This is a genomic window from Streptomyces sp. NBC_01003, assembly GCF_045162695.1.
Lineage (GTDB): Bacteria > Actinomycetota > Actinomycetes > Streptomycetales > Streptomycetaceae > Streptomyces.
This window is the reverse complement of sequence record NZ_CP108707.1, coordinates 8764760-8779847: the sequence shown is the minus strand read 5'-3', so window position 1 is coordinate 8779847 and position 15088 is coordinate 8764760. Positions and strand designations below refer to the sequence as shown.

The 15088-nt window shown below is 71.5% G+C and carries 16 protein-coding genes and 1 riboswitch; of the genes, 13 read left to right on the top strand and 3 right to left on the bottom strand.

What is annotated here, in order from left to right; translation table 11 throughout:
- Window positions 1-84: 84 nt before the first annotated feature.
- Both OG698_RS40180 and OG698_RS40175 read left to right on the top strand, forming a co-directional pair.
- A complete protein-coding gene (locus OG698_RS40180; protein WP_406109029.1) occupies window positions 85-1263 on the top strand; it encodes an alpha/beta hydrolase in 1179 nt (392 codons plus the stop codon).
- A 368-nt stretch (window positions 1264-1631) separates the two neighbouring features.
- Window positions 1632-2117: a YybH family protein gene (locus OG698_RS40175; RefSeq protein ID WP_406109027.1), complete on the top strand. Its 486-nt coding sequence runs from the start codon at window positions 1632-1634 to the stop codon at window positions 2115-2117.
- On the opposite strand, the gene OG698_RS40170 is transcribed toward OG698_RS40175, so the two are convergent.
- Complete coding sequence (locus OG698_RS40170) at window positions 2114-2836, bottom strand: class I SAM-dependent methyltransferase (RefSeq protein ID WP_406109025.1); 723 nt, start codon at window positions 2834-2836, stop codon at window positions 2114-2116. The two genes, OG698_RS40175 and OG698_RS40170, sit on opposite strands and share 4 nt — an antisense overlap.
- A gap of 411 nt (window positions 2837-3247) precedes the next feature.
- Here OG698_RS40170 and rho point away from each other — a divergent pair, with 411 nt between their 5' ends.
- The 3 genes from rho (at window position 3248) to OG698_RS40155 (ending at window position 5545) form a co-directional block, all read left to right on the top strand.
- Window positions 3248-4408 (top strand): transcription termination factor Rho, encoded by a 1161-nt coding sequence (rho, locus tag OG698_RS40165; RefSeq protein WP_406109023.1) that lies wholly within the window; start codon window positions 3248-3250, stop codon window positions 4406-4408.
- 60 nt (window positions 4409-4468) lie between these two features.
- On the top strand, window positions 4469-4957 hold the full coding sequence (locus tag OG698_RS40160) for a GNAT family N-acetyltransferase (RefSeq protein ID WP_406109022.1): 489 nt from the start codon (window positions 4469-4471) through the stop codon (window positions 4955-4957).
- Between the two features lie 153 nt (window positions 4958-5110).
- On the top strand, window positions 5111-5545 hold the full coding sequence (locus OG698_RS40155; protein ID WP_406111548.1) for an inorganic diphosphatase: 435 nt from the start codon (window positions 5111-5113) through the stop codon (window positions 5543-5545).
- A 35-nt stretch (window positions 5546-5580) separates the two neighbouring features.
- Here the strand turns inward: OG698_RS40155 and OG698_RS40150 are convergent, their stop codons facing one another.
- Window positions 5581-5943: an ArsR/SmtB family transcription factor gene (locus tag OG698_RS40150; protein ID WP_406109020.1), complete on the bottom strand. Its 363-nt coding sequence runs from the start codon at window positions 5941-5943 to the stop codon at window positions 5581-5583.
- Between the two features lie 89 nt (window positions 5944-6032).
- Window positions 6033-6258: riboswitch (cobalamin riboswitch) on the top strand.
- A gap of 28 nt (window positions 6259-6286) precedes the next feature.
- Between OG698_RS40150 and OG698_RS40145 the strand changes: the two genes are divergently transcribed.
- The 8 genes from OG698_RS40145 to OG698_RS40110 all read left to right on the top strand — a co-directional run bounded on the left by OG698_RS40145 (window position 6287) and on the right by OG698_RS40110 (window position 13752).
- A complete protein-coding gene (locus tag OG698_RS40145; protein WP_406109018.1) occupies window positions 6287-7381 on the top strand; it encodes a HoxN/HupN/NixA family nickel/cobalt transporter in 1095 nt (364 codons plus the stop codon).
- Window positions 7382-7423: 42 nt separating this feature from the next.
- On the top strand, window positions 7424-8137 hold the full coding sequence (locus OG698_RS40140) for a YoaK family protein (protein WP_406109016.1): 714 nt from the start codon (window positions 7424-7426) through the stop codon (window positions 8135-8137).
- Between the two features lie 90 nt (window positions 8138-8227).
- On the top strand, window positions 8228-8767 hold the full coding sequence (locus OG698_RS40135; RefSeq protein WP_406109015.1) for a hypothetical protein: 540 nt from the start codon (window positions 8228-8230) through the stop codon (window positions 8765-8767).
- Between the two features lie 542 nt (window positions 8768-9309).
- Window positions 9310-11022, top strand: a complete 1713-nt coding sequence (locus tag OG698_RS40130) for an ATP-binding protein (protein ID WP_406109013.1) — start codon at window positions 9310-9312, stop codon at window positions 11020-11022.
- A gap of 118 nt (window positions 11023-11140) precedes the next feature.
- Window positions 11141-11560 carry a roadblock/LC7 domain-containing protein gene (locus OG698_RS40125; protein WP_399972425.1) on the top strand — a complete coding sequence of 140 codons (420 nt, stop codon included), beginning with the start codon at window positions 11141-11143 and terminating at the stop codon, window positions 11558-11560.
- Window positions 11557-11916, top strand: coding sequence for a DUF742 domain-containing protein (locus tag OG698_RS40120; protein ID WP_399972422.1), 360 nt, complete (start codon window positions 11557-11559; stop codon window positions 11914-11916). Before OG698_RS40125 ends, OG698_RS40120 begins: the two co-directional genes overlap by 4 nt.
- On the top strand, window positions 11897-12511 hold the full coding sequence (locus tag OG698_RS40115; RefSeq protein WP_100597279.1) for an ATP/GTP-binding protein: 615 nt from the start codon (window positions 11897-11899) through the stop codon (window positions 12509-12511). The genes OG698_RS40120 and OG698_RS40115 overlap by 20 nt, the downstream gene beginning before the upstream one ends.
- Entirely contained in the window at window positions 12508-13752 is a 1245-nt protein-coding gene (locus tag OG698_RS40110; RefSeq protein ID WP_100597278.1) for a cytochrome P450, read from the top strand. Before OG698_RS40115 ends, OG698_RS40110 begins: the two co-directional genes overlap by 4 nt.
- Window positions 13753-13808: 56 nt before the next feature.
- On the opposite strand, the gene OG698_RS40105 is transcribed toward OG698_RS40110, so the two are convergent.
- Entirely contained in the window at window positions 13809-15032 is a 1224-nt protein-coding gene (locus tag OG698_RS40105; protein WP_406109010.1) for a cytochrome P450, read from the bottom strand.
- Window positions 15033-15088: the final 56 nt, after the last annotated feature.

Here is a 15088-nt window from a genome sequence, read left to right as displayed (position 1 = left end):
CGGCAAACCTTCCTCGGCCGTCGCGCCTCTTTCCCGGTGAAAACTGCCGAACAGCGCAGATGACGGCTGAAAGTTGAGGAAACCATGGGCCTGACGAGCCGGGCACTCGAATACGCGACGGTGCTGGCCGCCCTGGTGTGTGTGGCGCTCACGGTCTGGGTGTGGCCACGGCTCGCCCGGCGCGGGCCCGCCGCCGTGCTCGGCCGACTCGGCGTGATCGGCGCGACCCAGCTCACGATCCTCACCGCGTTCGCCGTCGCCGTGAACACGAACTTCGACTTCTACGGCTCGTGGGACGAGTTGCTCGGCCATGTCGACAAGGCGCCCGCCGAGGTCACGGCGCTCGGCCACGGCGGCATCTACACCACGGTCGGCGCGGTGCGCGGCGGTCTGGTGCAGCCCGCCGGGCCGCAGGGCCTCGATCGGGTGGAGGGGATTCCGCACGGGCCCGCGGCGCAGGTCGGCCGGGTCGAGTCGGTCAAGATCGTCGGACGGCGCAGCCGAACCATGAACCCGGCCTTCGTGTATCTGCCGCCGCAGTACTTCCAGACGCAGTTCCACCGTCAGCGCTTCCCCGTGATGGTCGCGATCAGCGGCTATCCGGGCGGCATCATGAACCTCGCCCGGTACCTCCAGGTCCCCCAGACCGCGGACCGGCTGCTGCGGGCGGGCAGGATGCAGCCGACGGTGATCGTGATGGTGCGCCCGACGATCGCGCCGCCCCGTGACACGGAGTGCGTGGACGTGCCGGGCGGTCCGCGGGCCGAGACGTTCTTCACGAAGGACCTGCCGGAGGCGCTCAAGCGGTCGTACCGCGTGGGCCACGACCCGAGCGCGTGGGGCGCCCTCGGATACTCGTCGGGCGGCACGTGCGCACTCCAGCTCACTCTGCGCCACCCCGGCGTGTACACGTCGGCGGCCGCGCTGTCGGCGGACTACAGGATCGGCGACGACCTGACGACGGGCAGCCTCTTCGGCTCGGGTCCCGACGCCGCGCGGCGACAGCGCGAGCACGACCTGATCTGGCGCCTGGAGAACCTGCCCGTGCCGCGCGTGTCCGTCCTCGCCGCCAGCAGCAGGTCGGGCGAGAAGGACTACAGCGACACGATGAGGTTCCTGCACGCGGTCAAGCCGCCCATGACGTCGGCCCAGATCATCCTGCCGCGCGGCAGCCACCACTTCACGACATGGCAGCGGGAGATCGCGCCGGCCATGCAGTGGATGAGCGGCCAGCTGACGTTCCCGCAGGACACGACGCCCTGACCGCACCGCCCGCCCGCGCCACAGGCCGCGAACGGCCGCACCCCTACGGTCTTTCGTTTGGATCAGGCCGGATCAGGGAGCGGGGTCATCGGGTTCCCCCCTGCTCGAGCGCAGCCTAGAACTTGGGGGAGCGTGCATCGCAAGGCGGGCGAGGGAGTCGGCGACTGACGACAACGCCGCGAGGTGCGGCACCAGACCCCGCGCGCCCGGCATGATCCGGACGAGAGGCCCTAGGGCCTGCGTCGGTATCCCGCCCACCTGCCTCTCGCTCCGGCCCGACCGGTTACCCGTCACCGTGGACCCGTTACGGTGGCCTGGCATCCGCGTCGCCCCGGCGCGCCTCCCCCGTCCGACCAGGAGCATCCCTCATGCCCGAGTCCGCCGTGTCCGCCCGCCCCGCACTGGCCAGGCCGGGCGCGGCGCCCGGCGACGTGGCCGCCGTCTGGTCCGTCGTGACCGGCATGTACGAGGCGTACGCCACCGGGGACCGCGCCCAGATCGACGCCCGGCTCGACCCGGAGGCGACGATCTGGGACCCGGCAGCCGAGCGGCTGCTGCTCGGCAAGCCGGACCTGGACCGGGTGCGGGACGAGCGGCCCGAGTCCGAGGACGGGCCCGTGGGGAGCGGGCTCCGGCCCTACGACCCGGTCGTCGACGTCTTCGGTGACACAGCGGTCCTGCGCTACTGGCTGCGCGTCGCATACGCGCCCGGCCCGGACGGCACCCCGCTCCGTCCCGAGCTGCTGCGGAACACGGCGGTCCTGCGCAAGGACCCCGCGGCCGGCCGCTGGCTGATCGTCCATCTCCACGAGGACGTACGGCAGGCGGGCGGGGCGCCCGAGACCGCCGTCTAGCGGGGCGCGCCGGTCTTCATGGCCACCAGGAGGCGGCACCGGGGGCTGCCGTCGGAGCGCTCGCCGAGTTCGGGCAGCGCCTGGAGCTCCACTCCGAAACCGGCCGCGACCAGCTCGCTCCGTACGTCGCCGAGGCGGAAGCCGCGGTAGTACATGACGAAGGGTGGCCGCCACAGCGCGTTGCGGACCCGCATCGCGCCGTCGAAGGCCAGCATCGACCAGTAGCCGCGGGAGCCGGGCCGCGCCGGAGCCGGCACCGGGAACGCAAAGCGTCCGCCCGGCCTCAGCACGGAGTGGACCTGAGCGAACAGCGCGGGCCGCTGCCGTGGCAGGAAGTGGCCGAACGCCCCGAAGCTGACGACCAGGTCGAAGGCCGGCCCGAAGGGCAGCGCGAGGGCGTCGGCGCGCACCAGGTCCGCGGTCGTGTGGGCCGCGCGGCCCGCCGTGAGCATGCCCGCGCTGATGTCGACCCCGACGGGCCGCTCGCGGCACACCTGCCGCAGCACGCCGAACCCCGCGCCGGTCCCGCAGCACAGGTCGAGTCCGCGCTCGAAGGGGCCCATGCGGCGCAGGGCACGGGTGACCGGCGCGAGGACCGACCGGGGCGTGCGGAACGGCGTGCGGTCGAACTTGGGGGCGAGCAGGTCGTAGCCGTGCTCGACGGAGGACAGCGCCTGGACGGCGAGCTCGCGGACGGTGGGGCCTTCGGGTGCGAACATCGTGGCTCAGCATAGGCCGCGCCTGGGGCCACAGGGGCTGTGGTGAAGGGTTCGAGCGGGGCTCCCGGGCCGGGTCGGCACCGCGGCCCGTGACGTAAGCCCTTGCGGGACGGAGCCCCCATGGTGTTACAGTGCGAACGGCACGTGTGCTAGCCGCCTCTTCGGCGCCGGTGCCAGTCTCCCTCTCCGAATCGCCGCCACAGCGGGATTCGTCGAATCGATGTCAGCGATGCGCCAGGCGGCGCCGACGCGCCGTACCCCGCATCGCTTCTTCCCGGCCACAGGCTTCTCAGGGCTTTCACGGGCCTCTTGGCCCGCCCGCCTCGCGGGGCGTGCAGTCACCGCCCCGATCCCGCCGGATCCCACCTCACTCATGCTCTCGTACGAACGTCCTCGAAAGGACCGATTCCGATGACCACCACACTCGAACCCCCCACCACCACAAAGGCGTTCACGACGCAGCCGAAGGAGGTCGCGGTCCAGGCCGCGGGTGTCCTCGACACCTCGGGCAACGGGCCCGGGTTCCTGCGCCTCGCCGACCTCCTGCCGACGTCGCACGACGTCCAGGTTCCGACCGCCCTGATCCGCCGACTCGGCCTGCGCAAGGGCGACTTGATCCAGGGGACATGCGGCAGGCCGCGCGTCCTCGCCGAGGTCGAGCGCGTCAACGGGCGCCCCGTCCAAGAGCTGCGCGGGCGGCCCAAGTTCGGTGACCTCACTCCCCTGCACCCGCGGCAGCGCCTGCGTCTCGAAACCGTGAAGGGCGGCGTGACGCCCCGCATCGTCGACCTGTTCACCCCCATCGGCAAGGGGCAGCGCGGGCTGATCGTGGCGCCGCCCAAGACCGGCAAGACGGTGCTGCTCCAGCAGCTCGCCGCGTCCGTCGCCACGAACCACCCCGAGGCCCATCTGATGGTGGTGCTCCTCGACGAACGGCCGGAGGAGGTCACCGACATGCGGCGCTCGGTGCGCGGCGAGGTCTTCGCCTCGACCTTCGACCAGCCTGCGAAGGCGCATATCGCGCTGGCCGAACTCGCCGTCGAGCGCGCCAAGCGGCTCGTCGAGGACGGCCGTGACGTCGTCATCCTGCTGGACTCCCTGACGCGCCTGTGCCGCGCCCACAACAACACGGCGTCGTCCGGCGGCCGTACGCTCAGCGGCGGTGTCGACGCCTCCGCGCTGATCGGCCCCAAGCGGTTCTTCGGCGCGGCGAGGCTCGCCGAGGAGGGCGGCTCGCTCACCATCCTCGCCACCGCGCTCGTCGACACCGGCTCCCGCGCCGACGACTACTTCTTCGAGGAGCTCAAGAGCACGGGCAACATGGAGATCCGTCTCGACCGCGGCCTCGCCGAGCGCCGGATCCACCCCGCCGTCGACCTCACCCAGTCCGGCACGCGTCGCGAGGAACTCCTCCTGCCTGAGGCCGAGTCGGCGGTCGTACGCGGCCTGCGGCGGGCGCTTCAGTCGCGGGACGGACACGCGGGGCTCGAGACGCTCGTCGAGCGGATCCGGCAGACACCGGACAACGCGACGTTCCTGCGGCAGGTGCAGTCCACCGTTCCCACCGCGTGAGACGGCCGGCGTGCACCGTCCCGGGTCGATCGGCGCGGCAGGATGCGTAATACTCACACTATGACTTCGAGCATTACTGCCGCGGGAAGCCCGGGGGACGGCGGGACGGTCCGGGTGCGCCGGGCGACCGCCCGTGACGCCAAGCGGCTGACCCGGCTCGTCCGCACGTCGCGCGCCTACGAGGCCCCGTACGCGTCGATGGTGGCCGGCTACCGGGTGGGGCCCGACTACATCGAGGCCCATCGTGTCTTCGTCGCGGTCGGCGCCGATGACCTGGTGCTCGGTTTCTACGCGCTCACGCTCGTGCCCCCGGAACTCGACCTGATGTTCGTCGCCGACGCGGCGCAGGGACTCGGCATCGGGCGGCTGCTCGTCACCCACATGCAGGACGAGGCGCGCGCGGCAGGACTCACCTCGGTCCGTGTGGTCTCGCACCCGCCCGCCGAGGGCTTCTACCGCGGCATGGGGGCCGTTCGCACCGGCACCGCTGCCGCCAATCCGCCCGCCGTGATGTGGGACAGGCCTGAATTGGAGTTCCCGATAGGCTGACGCGCCCGCACTCCCGGGAGCACACTCGGGGTGGACGAGGAGGCCGGCTTGGACAACGAGGTCCGACACACCGACGCAGCCCACGGCACCGACGCGGTCCACGCGTTCGACGTCACCGTGGAGATCCCCCAAGGCTCCCGCAACAAGTACGAGATGGACCATTCCGTCGGCCGGATCAGGCTCGACCGGATGCTGTTCACCTCCACCCAGTACCCCGCGGACTACGGATACATCGAGGGCACGCTCGGGCGCGACGGCGATCCGCTCGACGCGCTCGTCCTGGTCAGCGATCCGACGTTCCCCGGCTGCACCGTCGAGTGCCGCGCGATCGGCATGTTCGTGATGCGGGACGAGAAGGGCATGGACGAGAAGGTCCTGTGCGTGCCCGCGCACGATCCGCGCCACACCTCCGTGCAGGACATCGAGGACATCCCCGAGTTCGACCGCCTGGAGATCACGCACTTCTTCGAGGTCTACAAGGACCTGGAGCCCGGCAAGTCCGCCGAGGGCTCGCACTGGGAGGGGCGCGACCTCACCTACGCGGAGATCGCCGCCGCGCGCCGCCGGGCCAACGGCCGACGCGACTGAAGGACAGAGCAGCCGGCCACGACGGCGCGCACGTGTCAGTGCGCGCCGTCCGTCGCGCAGTGCTTGAGAAGGTCCGCGGTCGCCGCGTCGACGACGCGGTAACGCACGATCCTGCCCTCCTTCTCCCCCTCGACCACTCCGGCCGCGCGCAGCAGCCGCAGCGCCTGCGAGACCGCCGGGTCGTTCATGCCCGTCGCGACGGCGAGATCCGACACGGCCAGCGGCCCCGCCCGGTACAGCGCGAGGAGCAGCGCGAGGCGGCGGGGATCGGCGAGCAGCGAGAACCGGTCGGCCCAGGCGCGGACATGTCCTGGCTCACCGATGGCGGCGATGGCTTCGCAGACCCGGTGGCCGTCGATCGTGCGGCGGTCGGCGCGCTCGGCAGGGACGAGATGCATGGCCCCATCCTCGCAGCCACCGATGTGATCTTGAATACCCGCGCACACCTACGCAGCTGTGCAGCCTTGCAGGCGTCGCGGACCGGCCTCTACTGTGGGCGGGCCGTGGTGCTCGGGAATTCGGTGACGGTCCCTCAAAGGACTCAGACCGAAGCGGCCCTCGCCACTGTGATCGGGCCCCGGGTCCCTCGGCAACGAGACGACTCGGGACGCCTCGCCCCCAGTACGCCACTGGCTGCCGCGCGCAGCTGGGAAGGCAGGGGCGGACGCGGACACCCGTCAGCCAGGAGACCGGCCACGGCATCTCACGAAGTGATTCCACGAGGTGTTGGAGCGTGACCGCATGGCCCTGCCCGTAAAGTCCCCGGCGACCGGACGCGACGCGTTCCACTGGCGGCGCGAGGACACCGTCCGCACCGCCGGGCTCCTCGCGGTGATCGCCGCACTCCATGTCGTCGCGTTCGGCGTGCTGTTCCTTCTCGTCGTGCCGGAGCACTACGAGGTGGGGTCGAAGGCCTTCGGCATCGGCCTCGGCGTCACCGCGTACACCCTGGGGATGCGGCACGCGTTCGACGCGGACCACATCGCCGCGATCGACAACACCACCCGCAAGTTGATGGCCGACGGCAAGCGCCCGGTGTCGGTGGGGTTCTGGTTCGCGCTCGGCCACTCCAGCGTCGTGGTCGTGCTCGCCGCGCTGATCGCCGGCGGCACCCAGCTCGCCGGGCGGATCATGAACGAGGGGTCCGCCACCCATCAGACGCTCGGCGTCATGGGCACCACCATCTCCGGGTCCTTCCTGTACCTCATCGCGGCGCTCAACCTCGTCGCCCTGGTGGGGATCCTGCGGGTGTTCCGGGCGATGCGCGCGGGCTCGTACGACGAGGCGGAGCTCGAACAGCACCTGGATTCACGGGGGTTCATGAACCGGATCCTCGGCCGGTTCACCAAGTCCATCACCCGCCCGGGCCAGATGTACCCGCTCGGCTTCCTCTTCGGCCTCGGCTTCGACACGGCGACCGAGGTCACGCTGATGGTGATGGCGGGCAGCGGCGCGGCGGCCGGACTGCCCTGGTACGCGATCCTGTGCCTGCCGCTCCTGTTCGCCGCCGGTATGAGCCTGTTCGACACCCTGGACGGGACGTTCATGAACTTCGCGTACCAGTGGGCGTTCTCGAACCCGGTGCGCAAGGTGTTCTACAACCTGGCCATCACCGGCCTTTCGATCGCCGTCGCGTTCCTGATCGGCACCATCGAGCTCGTGGGCGTCCTGCACGACAAGCTCGACCTGCGGGACTCGGTGACCGGCTGGATAGCGGGGCTCGACCTGGACAACGTCGGGTTCATCATCGTGGGCCTGTTCGTCGTCGTCTGGGCGGCGGCCATCGGGTACTGGCGGCTCGCGAAGGTCGAGGAACGGTGGGCCGTGCGGACCTGATCCGGCGGGCCGCCGGGACCGGGACTCCGTAAGGTCGTGCGGGTGAGTGAAGCCAGCGTTCCACCAGCGGCGCCCGCGCCCGTGCCGCGCCGGTCCACCCTCCCAGCGGCCCTCACGGTCCTCACGGTCGTGAGCGGAATCGTCGACGCGGTCAGCTATCTGGGCCTCGGCCACGTCTTCACGGCGAACATGACCGGCAATGTCGTCGTCATCGGCTTCGCCGCCGCGGGCGCTCCCGGGTTCTCCGTGCTCGGGTCGCTCACCTCCCTCGGCGCGTTCCTCGCGGGGGCCGTGTGCGCCGGGCGGCTCACCGGGGTGTTCGCCGGGCGGGCGCGGGAGTCCTGGGTGCGGTCGGTGTTCGTCACCGAGGCGGTCCTGCTCGCCGTGGCGACGGCCGTCGCGTTCGCCTGGCCGGGCAGGGCTGCGTACGCGCTCATCGCGGTCCTCGCATGGGCCATGGGGCTGCGCAACGCGACGGTCCGCAAGCTCGCGGTCCCGGACATGACCACGACGGTCCTCACGATGACGCTGACCGGGCTCGCCTCCGAGTCCTCGCTCGCGGGCGGCACCGACCCGCGGGCGGGGCGTCGGATCGTCTCCGTGGTGGCCATGCTGGTGGGCGCCGCGCTCGGCGCGCTGCTCGTGCTGCACCACGGCCTCGGCTGGCCGCTCCTCGTCGGCACCCTGCTCGTGGCGGTCGCCGCGGTCGGATACCGCGAACCGGCCGCCGACGGGGACGACCTCCGATCGGCCTAGTCCTGCGGGCGCCGCCCGCCCGGGCTCACTAGCGTCCTGACCAGGACCGCAGCTCTCCTGCCGCTGCGGCACACGGACCGGAGACGCCTCATGTTCTGCCCCATAGCCACCATCATCACGACGACCGCCTGCCTCACCGCGCTCGCGCCCGGGTCCGTGAGCGCACACCAGCCCGTCACAGCGCCTGCCTCGGTGACCGCACCCGGCGAGGTGGGCCGGACCGACCTCTTGAGCCGCGCCGACTCGGACGACGAGACCCGCGACCGGGGCTCGGGCAACGGGAACCGCGACCAGGGCTCGGGCAACGGGAACCGCGACCAGGGCTCGTACAACGGAAACCGCGACCAGGGCTCATCCAACGGGAACCGCGACCAGGGCTCGTACAACGGGAACCGCGACCAAGGCTCGTACAACGGAAACCGCGACCAAGGCTCGTACAACGGAAACCGCGACCAGGGCTCGTACTACGGGACGTCGGACGGCGGCTCCAACTACCGCGGCGCACGCGCCGGAGTCGGCAGCACCGCGGGCGGCGGCGTGGACCTGGGCAGGATCGGCTTCGGCGCGGCGCTCGCGGGCGGGGCCGGCTACCTGCTGTGGCGCAGGACGCGCGCCCCGCAAGAGGACTGACCGGTCCATCCGCCAACCGTCACGTTCGAGGCAAGTACGCCGTACGTCCGTTACACCCCCGACCAACCGCGCGTTGCCGACAATCGCCTTCATTACGGCCGACCGAACGGCACTCGCCCCGGCTCCACATCGATGACGCGTCGCCGCGAATCCGGCCGGGGTTGGCTGAAAACAGCCCCCGGCCGTAACGCGGGAGACGTGCAGAAGGGCCGTTCACCGGCTCGCGCGCCGGTGAACACGGCCCGGCCTGAGTCCACTCGCGCCGGGTCGCGTCCAACACCCGTACGCCTGTCGCTATTTGACGTGCCCTCTGCGGCGAAATCCGATACCACGGTCCCCTGACAGGCTGGCGACTTCGCGACGAACTTCGCCGCCGGGCGCTCTGCGTCGATTGTCCCGGTTCTCTCATCGCGCGCGGTGGCTAGCATGAGCGCCATATACGTGCCGGAAGATCACCATCCTGTTGGTGGGACCGGCCGTGCGGCCGACCCGAGCCGATCGGCCACGACCTTCCCGCACGCAAGCACCGATGGGACCGCGGAATGCCAGTGCCTGCCCGCCCGAGGCCGCGCCGAACACCCACGTCGCGACGCTCCACGCTCGCCGTCCCCCTCGCCGTCCTCGTGGTGGCCGGAGCAGCCGTCGGCGCGGTGACCGCCGCGGCGCCGCAAGCCGCCCGTACCTGGGTGCTCATCGCGCTCCTGATCAGCTGGCTCTGCGTCGCCGCCTCCCTCATCACGGCCACCCTGCTCCAGCAGCGGGCCCGTGCTGCCGTGGGCGCCGCGCAGGGTGAATCGCTGGCGCTCCAGCAGCAGTTGACGCAGCGTGGTGCCGAGGCCGCCCATCTCGTGAATGTCACGCTCCCCTCCGTGTCGAAGCGGCTGCGGGACGGCGCGGGCGCCGAGGAGGCGCTCACCGCCACCGCTCCGCCTGCCGATCCCCAACTGCGCCTGGTGCTCGAGGCGTTCACCGCCGAGCTGGACGACGCCGTACGGCGCGAGGCATCCGCCGTCGCCACCGGGCAGGACGCGGCTCACCGGATCGCCCGGACCGACCGCGACCTGGACGAGCTGACCACGGCGACCCTGCCGGCCGCCGTGGCGGCGCTGCGCGAGGGCTCCACCGCCGCCGCGGTCCTGTCGGGCCTCGGCCTCCCCGACGACGCGCACCTGCGCACCCTGGCCGAGTCCCTCGTACGGGAACTCGCCACCAGCGAGCGGCGGGCCGCCGCAGCCCAGGCCGCCAGCGCCAAAGCGCTCAGCAGAGTGCAGGCCAAGTCGGTCAGCATGCTCGCCGATCTGCGCGAGATGCAGGACCGGCACGGCGAGGAGGTCTTCGGCGATCTGCTCAGGCTCGACCACAACACATCCCAACTCGGCCTGCTCACCGACCGGCTCGCCCTCCTCATGGGCGGCCGCGCCAGCCGCGCATGGAACAAGCCGATCGTCATGGAGAGCATCCTGCGCGGCGCGGTCGGCCGGATCGCCGCCTACCAGCGGGTCAGGCTCCACTGCGCCACGAACGCCGCGATCGCCGGGTTCGCCGCCGAGGGCGTCATGCATCTCCTGGCCGAACTCATGGACAACGCGGCGAACTTCTCGCCGCCCATCGACGAGGTCCATGTCTACGTCGAGGAACGCAGCGCCGGGATCGTCGTGACGATCGAGGACAGCGGCCTGAAGATGGCCGACGCGGCCATGCGCCGGGCCGAGGCCGCGGTGTCGGGCCGCGAGACGGACCTGGCCTCGCTCCAGGGCACCCGGCTCGGCCTCGCCGTGGTGGGCCGCCTCGCCGCCAAGTACCGGATGAGCGTGAACTTCCGGCCGTCGTCCCGCGGCGGCACCGGCGTCGTGGTCCTCCTTCCGCCGCAGCTGCTCGCCCAGCAGCGCGACCCCGCCCCGCAGCAGCCCCCGGTCCGCCGCCCCGCAGCCACCGCCCCTGTGACGGCCCCGGACCCCGCTCCGCGGGCGTCCGACGACACCACGCCCGGGATTCCCGCCCAGGCGGATCCTCCGTCCGCGACGCCGGGCGGCCTGCCCGTACGGGCGCCGGGCCGCACCATGGCCTCGGCAGAACGCGACCGCAAGGACCGCGCGCCCGCCGAAGGGGGCGGGCCGGCAGAGGAATCGGTGCGTGCGCCGCGCAACGCCGGTGCGCAGTTCGGCGCCTTCCACCGCGCGCGGCGTGCCCGCGACGAAACGCCCGGCACGTCCCTCGAGGTGCCCGGCCAGGCCGACGAGCCGCCGGCCGAGTAGCCCGCCCCGCTCCCCGCACGCGCCCGGGCACCGGCGCCCCCATCCCCCGTACGAGAACGTTTGATTGGAGGCACGGGCTGGTGAACCGGTTCGCCGGGCACAACCCGCCCCACACGCCATGCGGACCACTGACAACAGCCTGACCTGGCTCCTGGAGAGCCTGCTGGACCGAACGCCCGGGACGCGCCACGCCCTGGTGCTCTCCCGGGACGGTCTGAAGCTGTGCTGGAGCGAGCATCTGACCCTCGACCAGGCCGACCAGCTCGCGGCCATCTGCTCCGGCATCCAGGCGCTCGCCCAGGGCGCCTCGGTGGAGTTCGGCGACGGGACGGGCGGTGTGCGGCACTCGATGACCGAGTTCCACGGCGGTCTGCTGTTCATCGTCGAGGCGGGCGAGGGCGCGCATCTCGCGGTGATCGCCGAGGACGGCGCCGACCCGGGTGTGGTCGGCCACCAGATGAGCGAGCTGGTCGAGCAGATCGGCGAGCACCTGCGGGCCGAGCCACGGACAGCCGACGGCGAGAGCGCGTCCTCATGACGCGCCGGCCCGTCGACACCGGTGACCCGGACCGGCTGTACACGGTCACGGGTGGCCGCAGCCGGGCCGACGACGACACCTTCGACCTGGTCACCCTGGTCGTCGCCGAGTGCGAGCCCACGCCGGGGATGCAGTCGGAACACGTCCGCATCCTCGACCTGTGCCGGCATCCGGCGGCCGTGGTCGAGATCGCCGCCGAGATGAAGCTGCCGATCACGGTGGTCCGGATCCTGCTCGGCGATCTCCTCGCGACGGGCCGTATCACCGCCCGGCATCCACGCGCGGCGCGGTCTGTCGCCTCGCTCCCCGACTCCGCCCTTCTCAAGGAGGTGCTGCATGGACTCCGCAACCTCTGAGCTGCCCTCCCGTACGCCGCTTGCCGACGTCGCCGAGACCGGGCTCAAGATCGTCATCGTGGGCGGGTTCGGTGTCGGCAAGACGACCCTCGTCCGGTCCGTCAGCGAGATCCGGCCGCTGAACACCGAAGAGGTCATGACCCAGGCGGGCGTCGGCGTCGACGAGCCGGCCGGGGTCGCCTCGAAGACCACGACGACCGTGGCGTTCGACTTCGGGCGCATCAGCCTCACCGAGCGGATGGTGCTCTATCTGTTCGGCGCCCCCGGGCAGGAGCGCTTCTGGTTCCTGTGGGACCGGCTGTTCTCGGGGACGCTCGGCGCGGTCGTACTCGTCGACACGCGGCGGATGAGCGACTCCTGGTACGCCATCGACCGCCTGGAGCACCACAGGACGCCGTTCGTGGTCGCCGTGAACCGGTTCGACGACGACGGGACGCGGTTCTCCCTCGACGAGATCCGCCAGGCGCTCACGCTGCCCGAGCATGTGCCGCTGATCGACTGCGACGCGCGCGTCAGGTCGTCCGGCAAGCACGTCCTGATCACCCTCGTCGACCACCTCTACGAACTGGCCATGGCCCGGGAGAAGACACCATGACCGACGCGACCCCGCCGCCCGGCTGCCCCGCCCACTCCGGCGCGGTGGCCCTCAGCGGCCTGGAGTACCAGCAGACCCCGTCGGAGCTCTACCGGTCCCTGCGCAGGGAGCACGGCGCGATCGCGCCCGTCCTGCTCGACGGGGACATCCCCGCGTGGCTGGTCCTCGGCTATCCCGAGGTCACATATGTCACCAGCCACGACGAGCTGTTCGCCCGGGACTCGCGGCGCTGGAACCAGTGGGAGCACATCCCGGCCGACTGGCCGCTGATGCCGTTCGTCGGCTACCAGCCCTCGGTCCTGTTCACGGAGGGCGCCGAGCACCAGCGGCGCGCGGGCGTCATCACGGAGGCCCTCGAAGCGGTCGACCAGTTCGAACTCGCCCGCGACTGCGAGCGCATCGCCGACCAGCTCATCGACGCGTTCGCCGGCAGCGGCCGGGCCGAGCTGATGGGCGCGTTCGCGCACGCCCTGCCGATGCGGGCGGCGGTGCAGTTCTGCGGGATGCCCGCGGGCAGCACCGACACCGAGCAGCTGGTGGACGATCTGCGGATCTCCCTGGACGCGGCGGAGGGCGACGACCCGGTGGCCGCGTACGGCCGGGTGGGCGCGCGGATCCAGCAACTGGTCAAGGAGAAGCGGGAGTCGCCAGGTCCCGACGTCACGTCACGGATGCTGGCGCACCCGGCGGGCCTCACCGACGAGGAGGTCGTCCAGGACCTGATCTCCGTCATCGCGGCGGCGCAGCAGCCGACGGCCAACTGGATCTGCAACACGCTGCGTCTCCTGTTGACCGACGAGCGGTTCGCGCTGAACGTCTCCGGCGGGCGGCTCAGCGTCGGTCAGGCGCTGAACGAGGTGCTGTGGCTGGACACGCCCACGCAGAACTTCATCGGCCGGTGGGCGGTGCGCGACACGCAGCTGGGCGGGCGGCAGATCCGGGCGGGCGACTGTCTGGTCCTCGGCCTCGCGGCGGCCAACACCGATCCGCAGATCTGGCCCGAGTCGCAGGTGGGCGCGGAGAACTCGGCGCATCTGTCGTTCAGCAACGGCGAGCACCGCTGCCCGTACCCCGCCCCTCTCCTCGCGGACGTCATCGCCCGTACGGCGGTGGAGACGCTGCTGGAACGGCTCCCCGACCTGGTGCTCGCCGTGGAGCCGAGCGAGCTGACCTGGCGCCCGTCGATCTGGATGCGGGGGCTGACCGCGCTGCCGGTGCAGTTCACTCCCGTGTCGCACTGAGACCCACGGAGACCACGCGGCCGGGACCGGTCAACTGCCGGTCCCGGCCGCGTCGTTCAGGCCGTGACGGGGGTGAACTGCACCGGCAGGGACTGCGGGCCGCGGGTGAACACCCCTTGCTCCACGGGGTCGAACCCGTCGGCGAGCCGCACGTCAGGCATCGCGTCGAGGAGCTGGCCGACGCCGATCTCGACCTCGGCCTTGGCGAGCAGCGCGCCGACGCAGAAGTGCCGGCCGAGCGCGAAGGAGAGATGGTCGGCCGCCGCCGAGAACGCGTTCGTCGCGGTGAGGTCCTCGCGGAAGATGTCGAAGCGGTCGGGCTCCGCGTAGCGGTCCGCGTCGCGGTTGGCGGCGCCGATCAGACAGGTGACGGTCGCTCCCGCGGGTATCGTGCCGCCGCTGACCTCCACGTCGGTCGCCGACTGGCGCATGATCATGTGGACCGGCGGGGTGTAGCGCAGCGTCTCGGCGAAGGCGCGGGCGATCAGCGAGCGGTCCTCGCGGACGGCGTCGAGCTGCTCGGGGTGGGTGAGCAGATTGGCGAAGATGCTGGCGATGGCCTTGTCGGTGGTCTCGCCGCCGGCCGCGAGGAGCAGGCTGCAGAACGCCTTGATGTCCTCGTCGCTCATGCGGACGCCGTCGACCTCGGCGGCGCAGAGCGAGGAGAGCAGGTCGTCGCCGAGGTTGTCCCGGCGCTGCCGGATGATCGGGATCATGTACTCGGCGAACTCGACGCGGGTGCGCTCACCGGCCGCCGCGACGTCCTTGTCGCCGGACAGGTTGCCGAGGAACGCGATGACGGTGGTGTACCAGCCGTGGAACCGCGCGTGGTCCGCCTTGTCGAGGCCCAGCATGTCGGCGATCACGTTGACGGGGAAGCGGGTGGCGTACGCGTCCACGAGGTCTACGGAGCCGGTGGCGCGGAACGTGTCGATCAGTTCGCGGGAGTTGCGCTCGATGACGGGCAGGAACTTCTCCTGGAGGTCGCTGCCGCGGAACGCCGGTGCGACGAGGGCTCGGCGGACCGCGTGCTCACGCCCGCTGAGCTGGAGGATCGTCTTGCCGTGGACGGGCTCGATCTGCCAGTTGTAGTTGTCGGTCGTGAACTGCGACTCCTTGTCCTTGAAGACGCGCTCGACATCGGCGTACCGCGAGATGACGTAACTCTGCGTGGCCTCGTGCCAGATGAGCGGAGAGTGCTCACGCATGGCCGCGTAGGCCGGGTACGGATTCTCGGCGAACTCCGGCGACAGTATGTCGGGGACCTGTGCGGTGGACATGAAGCTCCCTCGGTCAGTAACAGGCAACGCCCACCAGGTTATTGATCATCCGTCGG

What these genes read in the sequence shown, in the direction of transcription:
- OG698_RS40115 (WP_100597279.1), top strand. Translation starts at nt 11,897, where the DNA reads ATGGACTCCGCAACCTCTGAGCTGCCCTCCCGTACGCCGCTTGCCGAC.
- OG698_RS40170 (WP_406109025.1), bottom strand. Translation starts at nt 2,836, where the DNA reads ATGTTCGCACCCGAAGGCCCCACCGTCCGCGAGCTCGCCGTCCAGGCG.
- OG698_RS40110 (WP_100597278.1), top strand. Translation starts at nt 12,508, where the DNA reads ATGACCGACGCGACCCCGCCGCCCGGCTGCCCCGCCCACTCCGGCGCG.
- OG698_RS40105 (WP_406109010.1), bottom strand. Translation starts at nt 15,032, where the DNA reads ATGTCCACCGCACAGGTCCCCGACATACTGTCGCCGGAGTTCGCCGAG.
- OG698_RS40160 (WP_406109022.1), top strand. Translation starts at nt 4,469, where the DNA reads ATGACTTCGAGCATTACTGCCGCGGGAAGCCCGGGGGACGGCGGGACG.
- OG698_RS40135 (WP_406109015.1), top strand. Translation starts at nt 8,228, where the DNA reads ATGTTCTGCCCCATAGCCACCATCATCACGACGACCGCCTGCCTCACC.
- OG698_RS40145 (WP_406109018.1), top strand. Translation starts at nt 6,287, where the DNA reads ATGGCCCTGCCCGTAAAGTCCCCGGCGACCGGACGCGACGCGTTCCAC.
- OG698_RS40175 (WP_406109027.1), top strand. Translation starts at nt 1,632, where the DNA reads ATGCCCGAGTCCGCCGTGTCCGCCCGCCCCGCACTGGCCAGGCCGGGC.
- OG698_RS40130 (WP_406109013.1), top strand. Translation starts at nt 9,310, where the DNA reads ATGCCAGTGCCTGCCCGCCCGAGGCCGCGCCGAACACCCACGTCGCGA.
- OG698_RS40150 (WP_406109020.1), bottom strand. Translation starts at nt 5,943, where the DNA reads ATGCATCTCGTCCCTGCCGAGCGCGCCGACCGCCGCACGATCGACGGC.
- OG698_RS40125 (WP_399972425.1), top strand. Translation starts at nt 11,141, where the DNA reads ATGCGGACCACTGACAACAGCCTGACCTGGCTCCTGGAGAGCCTGCTG.
- OG698_RS40180 (WP_406109029.1), top strand. Translation starts at nt 85, where the DNA reads ATGGGCCTGACGAGCCGGGCACTCGAATACGCGACGGTGCTGGCCGCC.
- rho (WP_406109023.1), top strand. Translation starts at nt 3,248, where the DNA reads ATGACCACCACACTCGAACCCCCCACCACCACAAAGGCGTTCACGACG.
- OG698_RS40155 (WP_406111548.1), top strand. Translation starts at nt 5,111, where the DNA reads ATGGACCATTCCGTCGGCCGGATCAGGCTCGACCGGATGCTGTTCACC.
- OG698_RS40120 (WP_399972422.1), top strand. Translation starts at nt 11,557, where the DNA reads ATGACGCGCCGGCCCGTCGACACCGGTGACCCGGACCGGCTGTACACG.